The organism is Chitinophaga sp. RCC_12, assembly GCF_041360695.1.
GTDB lineage: Bacteria > Bacteroidota > Bacteroidia > Chitinophagales > Chitinophagaceae > Chitinophaga.
Map to the genome: position 1 here is coordinate 692,838 of NZ_JBFUPS010000002.1, position 12,957 is coordinate 705,794.

Below are 12,957 nucleotides of genomic sequence, written 5' to 3' on the forward strand. Positions count from 1 at the left end.
GGGGCGCAATGATATGCGTCAAGCGGGAATATGATATTTGTCAGGATTGGGGCTACTCCTGCAGGTTTGCAGTTCTGATAATTTCGGCGAGGTCAAGCAGGCGGATCTTTTTGCCTTCCAGTTCTATCATGCCGTCTTTTTTGAATTCAGAAAGCAGCCTGATAGCGGATTCTGTGGCTGTGCCTACGAGGTTGGCAATTTCTTCACGGGAGAGGCGTACGCTGAGGGTGTGGCCATCTGCTTCCAGTCCGTAAGTTTCTTTGATAAAAAGCAGGGTTTCTGCGAGGCGTTCCCGTACCGGCTTTTGTGCCAGGTGGGTTATTTTCAGCTCGGCTTTGCGCAGTTCGCTCGATAAGATGCGCATCATTTCAAATGACAGGGATGCATCTTTCTGCAGAATATTGAGAAACAGGTCTTTAGGTATAAAGCAGATAGAAGAATCTTCGAGGGCTGTGGCGGTAGCAGTGTACCTTTCGTTGCTCAGCAGGGCTTTGTAACCCATGATATCGCCGTCTCTGACCAGGCGTATAATTTGTTCCCGGCCGTCATCACCACTGTGCGAGAGCTTTATTTTGCCATCATTTACGCAGTACACACCGAAGGGATAGGCTCCTTCGTGGAAGATAACCTGTCCTTTCCTGTATACGGAGCATACTTTGGCTTCTGCAATCTGATCGAGATTGCATTGTTCCGCCTTGCAGAATATTGATGAGAAGCGATCCTTGCAATGATGACATGAAGGATTGTGGAACGATGTAGCCATAATCAATTTGCAAAAGTACTAATTTACGGCTCCTTAACCAAAGCAAAAGCATTCGTGTCTCTTTATTATTATATTATATATAAACCATATGAAGTGTTAACCCGGTTTACACCGGAAGGTAACAAGGCCTGCCTGGCGGATTATTTTAAGGTGCCTTCGGATGTGTATCCCGTAGGGCGCCTGGATTATGACAGCGAAGGGCTGCTGATCCTTACAAACGATAAGACATTGAACCAGCAACTGCTGTTACCGCAGCATGCACATGAACGGGAGTACTGGGTACAGGTAGATGGCGCCGTAACTGCGGAGGCGGTGCAGCAGCTGGCAGCGGGGGTGCAGATCAATGTAGATGGTAAGATGTACCGTACCAAACGGTGCCGGGCAGAAATATTTGAGGAAGAGCCGTTGTTGCCGCCACGGAACCCGCCCATCCGTTTCCGTAAAAGTATCCCCGCACCCTGGATCAGGATGGTGCTGCAGGAAGGCAAAAACAGGCAGGTGCGACGGATGACTGCCGCTGTTGGCTTTCCTACGTTGAGGCTTGTCCGTTACCGCATGGAAGATATCACCATTGCAGGCATGCAATCAGGAGAGATGGTGGAGATGAGCAAAGAAGAGATCTACAGGAAGTTAAAGCTAAGGGCAAAGTAGTGATGGCGGCTCTCAGCGCACTATTGGCATAGTCGCGCCTCTGAGGTGGGGCTGCAGCTCCCGTCCTCCTGCACCCGCTTTTTGCTTTAAGCTTTATGCTTTCAGCTTTTTTAACTAGGTTTGTCACCTACAAATTTCTATTATGCTGAAATCAATGACCGGCTTCGGAAGGGCAGAAAGCGCAAGAGGCGAAACTAGTATCGTAGTGGAGATCAAATCGCTGAATGGAAAGCAGTTTGAGGTGAATCTGAAGTTTTCTCCTTTGTTAAGACCCTATGAATTTGACATCCGTACCCTAATGCAGCAAACGTTGCAGCGCGGCACCCTTGATGCAACGATCAATATCCGCCAGAATGGCGCCACCCGCCCGGTTGTGATCAATACAGACCTTGCAAAATATTATTACCAGTCTATTACCATGCTGGCCAACCAGCTGGAACTCCCCCAGGGAGATATGCTCAACGTGCTGATGAAATTACCGGAAGTGGTAAGTCCGGCTTCAGAGCAAATGACCGAAGAAGAATGGAAAGATGTGGAAGATACACTGCGTGAAGCCCTGATCGACCTGGATACACATCGCCAGGATGAAGGCCTCATGCTGGAAGCCGATCTGAAGTTACGCATAGAAAACATCGATAGCTATATGCAAAAGGTCCGCGAACTGGACCCGCTCCGTAAAGACCGTATCCGTCAGCGCCTCGAAGGATTGCTGGCCGAGCATGTAGGAAAAGAAAATGTAGATGGCAACCGCCTGGAACAGGAACTGATCTTCTATCTGGAAAAACTGGATATCTCTGAAGAACTCTCCCGCCTGGAAAATCACCTCCGTTATTTCACGGAAATACTGAAAGACAATGACTCTGCCAAGGGCAAGAAACTGGGTTTTGTGTTACAGGAAATAGGCCGTGAAATCAACACTACCGGTTCCAAAGCCAATGATGCCGGTATCCAGCAATGGGTGGTGCTGATGAAAGATGAACTGGAAAAAGCCAAAGAACAAGTATTAAACGTTTTATAGTAAGGCGAATACCGTATGAACAAACTTTTCCTGGCCACAGCAGGCTTGTTACTTTTGGCTGCCGCCTGCATGCCGCCTAAAATGGACACTTACGAGAAAAACCTGGAGATCCCCAGGCATGAGTGGGCATATGATTATAAACCGTCTTTTGAAGTAAAAATACAACCGGAAGATACTGCGTACCTTTACAATATCTGCGTGAACGTAAGACATACGGATGCTTATCCATACAGTAATATCTGGTTACTGGTAGGCACACAGTATCCCGGTGACAGTACCGTAAAGGAACAGCGGGTGGAACTGCCACTCGCAGATGTAACAGGCAAATGGTCCGGTACCGGACTGGATGATATTTATGAACACCGTATCTTCATTCAGCAACGGGCTGTTTTTAATAAACCAGGGACCTATAAATTTACCTTTGAACAAAATATGCGGCAAAATCCGCTCCCCCATGTAATGAATGTTGGCTTGCGGATTGAGAAAGCCGGCACAAGGCCATGATGAAAAGAATTTCCAATAAAATGCAGGAAGGGAAATCCGTTTCCTTCGTTTATTTTTTAGTAATGGCGTACACAATTGCCGCACTGGTTTGGTGGGGCATTTTGCTGTTCAGACAAAGTGAACAGATCCGCCGCTTTGAACAACAGAATCTTTCTTTGCGGGTAGACAGCCTCGCACAACCGGTAGAACATCAGCTACAACTGGAGCGGATCAACAAAGAAGAGCGTATGCGCTCTTTTAAATACCTGGGCGAAGGCCTCATCTTTTTAGGGATCATTTTACTCGGCGCACTCTTTGTATACCGGGCCGTATGGAAATATATGAAGCTCAGCAGGCAGCAACAGAATTTTATGATGGCGGTAACACATGAATTGAAATCACCCATCGCTGCCGCCAAACTGAACCTCGAAACCATCCGTAAACATAAACTCGACGAAGAAAAACAACTGAAGCTGATCAATAATACGATCCGTGAAACCAACCGCCTCGACCAGCTGTGCAACAACATCCTGCTGGCGGCGCAACTGGAAACACACAAATACGAGGTGTTTAAAGAACCGCTGGATTTTTCAGCCCTGATAGAAAACAGTATCAAAGACCTCGATGGCCGCATTGGTACCCATCAGATCATCGCGGATATTTTACCGGACGTATGGATGGATGGCGATAAGCTGACTTTACAAATTGTACTGAGCAACCTGGTGGAGAATGCCGCGAAATATGCCCCGAAAAATACCACCATCTCTGTAAAACTATTTGAAAGTAACCAGCAACTGAAATTACAGGTGATCGACGAAGGCCCGGGCATCCCGGAAGAAGAGAAAAGCAGGATCTTCCTGAAATTTTACCGCGTGGGTAACGAAAATACCCGCAAAGCTAAAGGCTCCGGACTGGGCCTGTTCCTGACCGCCAAAATCGTGGAACAGCACCACGGACGCATTGAAGTAAAAGACAATGTACCTGCCGGCAGCTGCTTTGAAATATCATGGCCTGAATATTCCGTTCAAACGGCGTAAATTAGATGACGGATTGATGAATACCGGAATCCGGATTCGATGTAAAAATCAAACAATAACACATGAAGGAAGCGACAAAGGCATCAATACTGCTGGTGGAGGATGAAGAAAATCTCCAGGAAGCCCTGAAGCTGAACCTGGAGCTGGAAGGTTACGAGGTCACCGCAGTGGACAACGGCACTGCTGCTCTCAAAGCAGTAAAAAACGAATATTTCGATCTCATTATACTGGACATTATGCTGCCTGAAATGGATGGTATCGCGGTATGCGAAAACATCCGTATTCAGAATAATGAAATCCCCATCCTTTTCCTGAGCGCCAAAAACAGCAGCGCCGATCGCGTGCTGGGCCTCAAAAAAGGCGGCGATGACTATATGACCAAACCCTTTAACCTGGAAGAACTCCTGTTAAGGGTGGAAAAGCTCATCGTAAAAAATAAAAAGATCCAGGACAAAGACAGCGTACCCAACGTATACCGCTTCGGCGATAATGTAATCGACTTTGCCGCGCAGGAATGCGTTGGTAAAGATGGAAAACACTACGAACTGAGTAAGAAAGAAGCCATGCTGCTGAAACTGCTCATCGAAAATAAGGGCGAAGTAGTTACCCGCGAAAAAATCCTCCAGGTGGTTTGGGGTTATAACGTATATCCTACTACCAGGACCATCGACAACTTTATCCTCAATTTCCGTAAGTATTTTGAAGAAGATAGCCGGAATTCCCGCTATTTCCACTCCGTAAGGGGAGTGGGCTATAAGTTTACGGAAGCCTAAATACCAGCCGTTTGGCAAATGCAGCAGTAGATAAGTATAACCATCTTTGCTGTATTTGCTAAAGGCTAAATACCTGTAGCAAACAGCCACTTTTCACCTCATTCTCCCCAGTTTCCTTTAAAATCCGACCTCGTAGTAAATCCCACTTTACCGTGGAGATTAATTAGCCGATATTTATTGAGCTTATAAGCGTAGAGAAGTACTTCCTATAAACCTAGTTAGTGGCACATTATACTGATATTATCTTTGCTGCGGAGTGGCCCTTCTGGCTGTTTTTTTTGTTAAGTCTCGTTACCCTAATAGTATTTTTTACCCTGCGGGAAAGAAGAATCAGGAGAGCCTCAGCGAAAGAAATCACCAAGAACCATGCGTTGATTAACCTGGAGCTACATGCTTTCCAGGCGCAGATGGACCCTCATTTTATTTTTAATAGCCTCAATGCTATTCACCACTATATCCTTACCACCAGTACGGACATGGCCTCCCTTTATCTCACCCGCTTTTCGCGCCTCATGCGCCTCATGATAGGCAATTTCAATAAAGAATGGATTTCCCTGCAGGATGAACTGGATGCCCTGGAACTGTATATACAGCTGGAACAGCTGCGCTTTGATGAACAGTTCGATTACCAGCTCATCGTAATGCCGGAAGTAAACCGGCAGTTTACCCTCATCCCTCCCCTGATCATCCAACCCTATGTGCAATATGCCATCTGGCACAGGATCCTGCTGCGCCCCGAAAAATCAGGTGGATTGCTCCGGATCACCATCTCCAAAGAAAATGACCGGCTCCAGATCCAGCTGGAAGATAATGGGATACTGATCACTGAAATGCTCGACAGCACGGGCGAACGGCAGGCCTCCGGCATTGATATCGCTTCGGAGAGGCTGTACATGATGAGCGAGAAATATCACATGCAGGCCAGCATCAAATCCCTGCAGATGTATGACGAAGAACGTGAACCCTCCGGTAACCGCCTTATTATCAGCATGCAACATGTTGCCGCCCGGCAGTCCCTGGCAGGATAGCCTGAATTGGAAATGTCCGGCAAATTGCTTAATTTCTACATGGATTAATAGAATCAATGACCATATACTTTCCACAACAGTAAATCTGAAACCACCTTTCATTAATCTGATCTCAAATGCGTACCATTATCGTGGACGACGAGAAGCATAGTCGGGATGCGCTGCACATGATGCTGGAGAGGTATTGCCCGCAAGTTTCTGTACAAGCCGTTTGCAGCAGTGGTCCTGAAGCCCTGACTGCCATTCATGAACTACATCCCGAACTGGTATTCCTGGATATCGAAATGCCGGGAATGGATGGTTTCCAGGTGCTGGAAGCCAGTGAATATCACTCTTTTGCCGTTATTTTCATCACTGCCTATGATCAATATGCCCTGCAGGCTATTCATCACAGCGCGTTAGATTACCTCCTCAAACCCATCGATAGCCAGGAATTAAAAGACGCAGTGGAAAAAGCCAGCACCCAATCCACCGTTATTACTGCCGGAAAAGTAGAAGACCTCCTCCGCTTTCTGCAACAACACCTCAACCAGGACGAACGGCTGGCATTGCCCACGTCAGACGGACTGCGCATGGTAGTTGCAAAGAATATTATTTATTGCAAAGGCGCAGGCATGCAAACCCGGTTGCATTTACAGGAGCCGGAAAAGCCCGTAATGGTATGCCGTACGCTCGTGGAAATGGAGCAATGGCTCACAGATAAAGGATTTTTCCGCGTACACAGCAGCTTCCTTATCAACCTGTCTTTTATGGAGAAATATATTAAAGGAGATGGCGGGGAGATCATTATGTCTGATGGCTACAGCGTTCCGCTGGCACGGGACAAGAAACAGGACTTCCTGCAACGGATCGAAAGACTATAACCGCCTGATATAGTTACAACTGATCCAGCCGTTTTTTCCATCAGCCAGTTCAATCTTACAGAAGTCGCGCGTAGCATCGGTGATACGCACTTTCATGCCCTCTCCTACTTCAAAGGCATCCTTGCTGTTTTCATCAGGCGACGTTTTGGCCCTGATGTTACCGTTCATTACAACACCCGCTTCATGGTTGTTGGACCACAGGTAAGTATCTACAGACATGATCAGGTATAAGGCACACAATACTCCCAACACATAAGTGCCCCAGCGCAAAAATTTATTTCTCCATCCGGGGATATATACATTGAGCATAATGGAGGCAATAAACAACCAGAAAAAGAGGATGGTGCCTGTAGCCCAGCCGTTGGCTTTATGAAGATGTTGCAATTGCAGCCACCATTGCTGGAAAAATACCATCGGCAGCTCTTCCACAAAACCATTTACTTTCTGATTGGCAATAGCGAGGTTATGTTTCACCGCAGCATCGTTGGGCGACAACTGCAATGCTTTCTCATAGTTATAAACAGCCTGCCCGGTTTTACCTGCTTTGTACCAGGCATTGCCGGCATTAAAGTAAAGTGCTTTCTGCGTATGACCTTCATCCAGCAACTGCTGATAAACCCTGGCGGCTTCTGTAAACTTGCTCTGGTTAAAGAGTTTGTTCGCTTCTTCAAACCGTTGTTGCTGATTCTGTGGCGGCGTTTGTGCGCGGCTCCCGGTGAAAGAGAGCAGGCATATAACAGCCAATAATACCGGTTTAATTTTTCTGTAGTTCAGCATTTCGCCTTTCGTTAAGTAGTTAGTTCTTCAACGCATCTTCCAGGTTGGTGATAATGCTCACCGCCTGTTCATATGTACCCTGCATTTTACGGTTATCCTGCCCGGGTGCATATAAAGCCACTTCGCAATTATCGATCAGGTTAAACAGGTCGTGCGTATTGCTGCCGTTGATATGACGGGCGCTCAGCTTATCCTGTATCAGTTGTTTACTCAGATCGGCCATTGGTATTTTCAGTTTGGAACTGAGATAACCCCAAACGGCGCGGGAGGTTTCTTCATAAAATGCCTTGTCCTTGCCTTCTTTCAGATAACGCGCAGCCAGTTCCAGTCGCTTCAGGGCTACCTTATTGGCGTAGCGGTGTTTCAGCACTGCGGCGTTGGTGGTGTTGTAGTCCTTGCGGCGTTTGTAGAAAATAATACCTGCAGCTATCAGCAGCGGTAATAACAACAGGATATAGAACCACGGGCTGAGAATAAACCAGCTGTGATTTCTGGTCCAGTCGAGGATACCGGTTTCGTTTTTCACCAGTTCATTTTTACCGGCGCCATAATCCTGTTTATCCTGCTTAATATGTTTGCCCTGTTCGATATGGATATCGAAAGGTTGGGAACGCAATGTTTTATAGCTGTTGGCTGCTGGGTCAAAGTAAGAGAATTCTACTGCTGGTATAGTATGATCACCGGCTTCCTGCGGCATCAGCACATATTCAAAAGTACGGCTGCCGGAAAGCGGGTTGCTGTTCTTTTCAATGTCGTCTGTTACTTTCGGATCATATTTTTCAAAGCCGGTAGGCGTTTCCACCTTCGGAGAGTTCAGGAGGTTTACGTTTCCTTGTCCGCTAACGGTTACTTTCAGCGTGAGGGCATCATCTGTAGTAAGCTTCTTCTTATCCACTACCGCGGTCATGTTAAAGTTACCGACTGCGCCGTTGTAGCTGAGCGGGCGCCCGTCGACCGGAACGGGTTTAACATTGATCTTTATCGGGTTGCTTTGAATTTTGTAAGGAACATCCTGGTATTCCACTTCCGGGCGGTTAAAGAAATCATCAAAGAACGGATCCCTGAATGCAGGATCGTTGAAGAAATCTTCAAACGGATCCCTGCCCCTGCTGCCGCCTTTTTTGCTCACCATTTTAACGAGGCGCACCTGGTTGTCCACCTCTACAGGGTCCAGTTCCAGGGTGCCCGACTGTAGCGGGAAAAGCAATGTTTTGCGGATGGTAAACACTTTGTACGGAATGCCGTTAACCCTTTCCTCGGTAGCCTGCGGCGGGTTAGGCAGCTCAATATCTTTGGCAGAAAATCCTTTGAATGCCGGTACTTTGGTTACACTGGAATTGGTTGGAAGGCGTGTAAAAAGTTTATACGTGGCCGTTAGTTGTTCTCCTTCGTATAAATTGGTTTTATCTACTTCTACTTTCAGGAAAATATTTTTCTTCAGCTTTTCGTTGATGTCTTCTCCTTTCTTCAAAATACCTTCCTGGATATCTTCGTTACCACCGGGGGAGCCGCGATGCGGCGGGTAACCGGCAGCAGGAGGTGCGACCTGTTGCTGTTGTTGCGCATTGCCTTTTCTGACTTCAATTAAAACCGGGTTTGATTTTACGATATTCCCGTTTACACGGGCCTGGGCGCCGGCGATGGTAAAACTGCCCACATGCTTTGGTTGCAGCAGGTAGCTCAGTGCAATGTATTCAGACCGTTTTCCATTGAAAATAGATTGACCCTGCATTTGAGAGGGACCCTGTAATACTTCAAAATCCTTGAAACTGGGTGGTGTAAAGCTGGAGACGTTTACGCCGTTTTCCAGCATAAACTGGATCTGGAATGGTTCATCCTGCGTCACGGCATTATTGCTCACAGTGGTAGTAAAGCGGAAATCCTGTGCGTGGGCACAAGCTACCAGTCCTATACAAATCAAAATGGCGTAAATACACTTCCTTATGCAAAATCTGTACATCATAATTATGTCAACAAATTTAACCAAAGCCGCGCCGGAAGCGCTGTAAGGCCCCGTTAAAAGTTAGTTAAAACATTTTAATATGTTCTTATTTAGTTATCCGGAGAAAGAACAATTACCATCCACTAAAAAGCCAATATAATAAGATGTTTAAATATCTCCCAACATAGGTCTCAGTACAATTTCCTCTACAACGGTTTGTTTGGCCATTGTCCATGCGGCCCATATTACGCTGGCTATATCTTCGGGGGGCATCATTCTGTCGGGAGGGGCGTCAAAGCCTTCCCAGGAAGCGGTTAAGGTTGGGCCCGGGCTTACCGCCGAAACCCCGATGTAGTGTGCCTTTAGCTCCTCCCTCAGGTTTTTGGTGAAGCCAAGCAAGGCATATTTGGTAATGCTGTAAGCGCCGCCATTGGGGTATGCGCGGTAGCTGGCAGTGGAACACATGTTAAAAATATATCCTTTACGCCGGGTGATCATGGCGGGTAATAATGCCCTGGTAAGATGATAAGCGCTGTATACATTTACCGCCATCATCTTTTCGAGTAACCCTTCTTCTTCCTGGTGAAGGGCGCCAGGTACAAAAATACCGGCATTGTTCACCAGTATATCCACCTGCGGAAATGTCGTATTAACTTTATCTGCAAAAGCCAGTACCTGTGCTTTATCTCCCATATCCACCACTTCCGCCAGCACCGTTACCGCCGGGTTTTTCCGCAGAATATCCGCTTTGGCCAAAGCCAGCGTGTCGGCATGTCTTGCACAAATAGCCACATTAAATCCTTCCAGCGCCAGTTTTTCTGCTATAGCCTTTCCAATCCCCTTGCTGGCGCCCGTAATTACTGCATTCATAGTTTCTTTCATTGATGCAGTAAAATAAGGAATTTACTTTGAATACACCGGCGCCTTCCACCCATCTCTGAGGTATTTTGTACCTTTGCGCCGTCATGAAATACAAACATCTTTTCTTTGACCTGGACCATACCCTCTGGGACTTTGAAACAAATGAACAGGAAACCTTGCTGGAGCTTTATAACAGGCATGGTTTGGAGAGCAGGGGAATACCATCTTTTGAGGCGTTTTCCGTTTCTTATGTGGATCATAACGAGCGCCTGTGGGATCGCTTCCGTAAAGGGTTCATCACCCGCCGCGAATTGCGTGACAAGCGCTTCCGCCTTACATTGATCGACTTTAAAATAGGAGATGAAAAACTGACCCAGAAAATCAGCGAAGAATTCCTGGAAATACTGCCATATAAAAAAGCACTATTCCCGGAAGCAAAGGAAACGCTGGAATACCTGGCAGCAAAGGAGTACCCTATGCATATGATCACCAACGGTTTCGAGGAAACACAGTTGCTGAAAATGAAGAACGCCGGGATTGACCACTATTTCACGCACATCGTTACATCGGAAGTGGCGGGCAGCTTAAAGCCGTACCGGGAAATTTTTGACTATGCCATCGGCAAGGCCAATACCAGCGCTACAGAGAGTATTATGATCGGAGATGCCATGGAGCTGGATATCAAGGGCGCCCATGGTGTGGGAATGGACCAGGTATATTTTAATCCGGCTAAACCACCGGTTGATTTTCAACCTACATATGTGATCGGGCACCTTCGGGAGCTGAGAAATATTCTGTAAAAAAGAAGGAGATGTGGGTAACCACATCTCCTTCTTTTTTTATTGTGCTTTCGCTTTTGTTTTGGTAGCGGCAGCCATTCTCAGGCTGGCGGTTTTAGACGGCTGCTGACAACAGCTTTTACCTTTTGCGGTAGTTTTACACGAGGCAGCCGAACAATCCTTTTTAGATTTAGCGGCTGTTTTGGTTTTCTCCTGCGCCAGCGCTATGCCTGCTATCAGCAGTAAGGCAGCCAGGCCGGTAAAAGCTTTCTTTATCATAAAAATGCCGTTTAGCTACTAAAGATAACTAGATTTTAGCAATAACCGTAATGCCACCCTGCACTACCTGTTCCAGCTGTACCGCTACTTCTGTACCGATAGGCAGGTAAAGGTCTACACGGGAGCCAAACTTGATAAAGCCCATTTCCTCATTCTGATTTACTTCCATGCCTGGTTTCAGGTAGTTCACAATCCTGCGGGCGAGTGCACCGGCAATTTGTCTTACCAGGATATCCGTTTTACCATTACCGATTACCACGGAATGCCTTTCGTTTTCAGTGGAAGACTTTGGATGCCAGGCCACCAGGTATTTGCCGGCGTGGTATTGCGATAATTTTACCGTACCCCTGATAGGGTTCCGGTTTACATGAACATTAGCAGGACTCATAAAAATAGACACCTGCAAACGCTTATCCTTGAAATATTCCGGCTCATATACTTCTTCAATTACCACTACTTTACCATCGCAGGGAGAAACAACCAGCGAATCACCTGTTGTATATTGACGGGAGGGAATACGGAAGAATGAAACGATGAACAGGAAGAACGCAAGGGAGATAATGGATACCGTCCAGCATAGCGCCGGCGCGTTACCGAACCAATAAAATACTGCTCCGTTTATTAACGCCAGTACCAGGAATACAAGGGAAATAGTAGCAAATCCTTCACGATGGATCTTCATTGTTTTTTTATTAGATGTTTGATTTATGTGTTTAATCTGGGTGCAAAGTTACTTTAATTCAATTTTTTTAGAATACGAATATTTTGTTAACGTATTACATCATAAAAAACTGAACATAGATCCAGGCGAAAGGAGCCGCCAGCAACAGGGAATCGAACCGGTCCATAAAGCCGCCATGGCCGGGCATGATCCGGCCGGAATCCTTTACGCCGGCCATCCTTTTGAGTTTCGATTCAATCAGGTCGCCAATGGTGCCAAATATAGCGGCGATGAGCGCCAGCGCTATCCAGTGTTGTAACGCCAGGTACCGGTAGCCCCAGAAATGGCCATAAATGCCGGCAGTGGCTACTGCAAGGATCATTCCTCCTACCGTCCCTTCAATGGTTTTTTTCGGAGAAATAGCCGGGGCAAAAGGGGTACGCCCAATCAGCGACCCCACTATATAAGCCATGGTATCATTGATCCAGATGAATATGATCAGCAGTAAGGGAATGAGCCAGCCGGGAGCGGTACCCACGTTTTCGGGTGTATAGTGAATGTTGATGGCATTCATCCGGATATGGATCAGCAACCCAAACGGAATGATCACATACAACAACCCGATAGCCGAATACCCGATATTCTTTAAAGAAAAATCTTTACTCATCAATACTTCTCCCAAAGGCATTACCAGCAGGAAAATAACGGCCGTCCACCAGCCAATCAGCCCGGTGGGCATGCCGCCTATCTGAAAATTATCTCCGGTAAAAGTAAGCAGGATGGCGGCTCCCGCGATGGTAGCGCCCCATTTATGCCAGGGCGAAACGCCGGCATAGTCAGCATCGATCCCACGCAGCAGCCTGAAGTATTCCTGGAGGGCAAAACAGCCTATCAGAAAGAAAAGCAGGAAAAAAGTATAGTCGGCCCATAGGATCCCTCCCAGCATTACTGCCACAAACACAAGCGCAGAGGCAGTGCGGGTGAAAAATGTCTTCATTATGGTTGTATCTGTTGATTAAGTTCTACCCGCAAAAGTGGATAA

15 protein-coding genes are annotated in these 12,957 nt (G+C 46.8%); 8 read left to right on the forward strand and 7 right to left on the reverse strand.

Features of this window, described 5'->3' with window-relative positions; genetic code table 11:
* Positions 1 to 52: 52 nt before the first annotated feature.
* Positions 53 to 763 (reverse strand): Crp/Fnr family transcriptional regulator, encoded by a 711-nt coding sequence (locus tag AB6805_RS08120; RefSeq protein ID WP_370908934.1) that lies wholly within the window; start codon positions 761 to 763, stop codon positions 53 to 55.
* Between the two features lie 54 nt (positions 764 to 817).
* Between AB6805_RS08120 and AB6805_RS08125 the strand changes: the two genes are divergently transcribed.
* From AB6805_RS08125 to AB6805_RS08155, 7 genes are all read left to right on the forward strand, one after another.
* Entirely contained in the window at positions 818 to 1,414 is a 597-nt protein-coding gene (locus AB6805_RS08125; RefSeq protein ID WP_370908935.1) for a pseudouridine synthase, read from the forward strand.
* Between the two features lie 142 nt (positions 1,415 to 1,556).
* On the forward strand, positions 1,557 to 2,432 hold the full coding sequence (locus AB6805_RS08130; protein ID WP_370908936.1) for a YicC/YloC family endoribonuclease: 876 nt from the start codon (positions 1,557 to 1,559) through the stop codon (positions 2,430 to 2,432).
* Positions 2,433 to 2,447: 15 nt separating this feature from the next.
* Complete coding sequence (locus AB6805_RS08135) at positions 2,448 to 2,936, forward strand: gliding motility lipoprotein GldH (RefSeq protein WP_370908937.1); 489 nt, start codon at positions 2,448 to 2,450, stop codon at positions 2,934 to 2,936.
* Complete coding sequence (locus AB6805_RS08140; protein WP_370908938.1) at positions 2,933 to 3,952, forward strand: sensor histidine kinase; 1,020 nt, start codon at positions 2,933 to 2,935, stop codon at positions 3,950 to 3,952. The genes AB6805_RS08135 and AB6805_RS08140 overlap by 4 nt, the downstream gene beginning before the upstream one ends.
* Positions 3,953 to 4,014: 62 nt before the next feature.
* Positions 4,015 to 4,725: a response regulator transcription factor gene (locus AB6805_RS08145; protein ID WP_079471554.1), complete on the forward strand. Its 711-nt coding sequence runs from the start codon at positions 4,015 to 4,017 to the stop codon at positions 4,723 to 4,725.
* Positions 4,726 to 4,946: 221 nt separating this feature from the next.
* A complete protein-coding gene (locus AB6805_RS08150; RefSeq protein WP_370908939.1) occupies positions 4,947 to 5,753 on the forward strand; it encodes a sensor histidine kinase in 807 nt (268 codons plus the stop codon).
* 116 nt (positions 5,754 to 5,869) lie between these two features.
* The gene (locus AB6805_RS08155; RefSeq protein ID WP_370908940.1) at positions 5,870 to 6,616 is read left to right on the forward strand and encodes a LytR/AlgR family response regulator transcription factor; all 747 of its coding nucleotides are present in this window, start codon (positions 5,870 to 5,872) and stop codon (positions 6,614 to 6,616) included.
* On the opposite strand, the gene AB6805_RS08160 is transcribed toward AB6805_RS08155, so the two are convergent.
* The 3 genes from AB6805_RS08160 to AB6805_RS08170 all read right to left on the reverse strand — a co-directional run bounded on the left by AB6805_RS08160 (position 6,611) and on the right by AB6805_RS08170 (position 10,205).
* On the reverse strand, positions 6,611 to 7,393 hold the full coding sequence (locus AB6805_RS08160) for a tetratricopeptide repeat protein (protein WP_370908941.1): 783 nt from the start codon (positions 7,391 to 7,393) through the stop codon (positions 6,611 to 6,613). The two genes, AB6805_RS08155 and AB6805_RS08160, sit on opposite strands and share 6 nt — an antisense overlap.
* A gap of 19 nt (positions 7,394 to 7,412) precedes the next feature.
* The gene (locus AB6805_RS08165) at positions 7,413 to 9,356 is read right to left on the reverse strand and encodes a BatD family protein (protein WP_370908942.1); all 1,944 of its coding nucleotides are present in this window, start codon (positions 9,354 to 9,356) and stop codon (positions 7,413 to 7,415) included.
* 147 nt (positions 9,357 to 9,503) lie between these two features.
* Entirely contained in the window at positions 9,504 to 10,205 is a 702-nt protein-coding gene (locus AB6805_RS08170; RefSeq protein WP_370908943.1) for an SDR family oxidoreductase, read from the reverse strand.
* 95 nt (positions 10,206 to 10,300) lie between these two features.
* Here AB6805_RS08170 and AB6805_RS08175 point away from each other — a divergent pair, with 95 nt between their 5' ends.
* The gene (locus AB6805_RS08175) at positions 10,301 to 10,996 is read left to right on the forward strand and encodes a YjjG family noncanonical pyrimidine nucleotidase (protein WP_370908944.1); all 696 of its coding nucleotides are present in this window, start codon (positions 10,301 to 10,303) and stop codon (positions 10,994 to 10,996) included.
* A 39-nt stretch (positions 10,997 to 11,035) separates the two neighbouring features.
* On the opposite strand, the gene AB6805_RS08180 is transcribed toward AB6805_RS08175, so the two are convergent.
* The 3 genes from AB6805_RS08180 to AB6805_RS08190 all read right to left on the reverse strand — a co-directional run bounded on the left by AB6805_RS08180 (position 11,036) and on the right by AB6805_RS08190 (position 12,912).
* Positions 11,036 to 11,254, reverse strand: coding sequence for a hypothetical protein (locus tag AB6805_RS08180; protein ID WP_370908945.1), 219 nt, complete (start codon positions 11,252 to 11,254; stop codon positions 11,036 to 11,038).
* Between the two features lie 28 nt (positions 11,255 to 11,282).
* On the reverse strand, positions 11,283 to 11,936 hold the full coding sequence (locus tag AB6805_RS08185) for a phosphatidylserine decarboxylase family protein (protein WP_370908946.1): 654 nt from the start codon (positions 11,934 to 11,936) through the stop codon (positions 11,283 to 11,285).
* A 94-nt stretch (positions 11,937 to 12,030) separates the two neighbouring features.
* Positions 12,031 to 12,912, reverse strand: a complete 882-nt coding sequence (locus AB6805_RS08190; RefSeq protein WP_370908947.1) for a phosphatidate cytidylyltransferase — start codon at positions 12,910 to 12,912, stop codon at positions 12,031 to 12,033.
* Between the last annotated feature and the right edge of the window lie 45 nt (positions 12,913 to 12,957).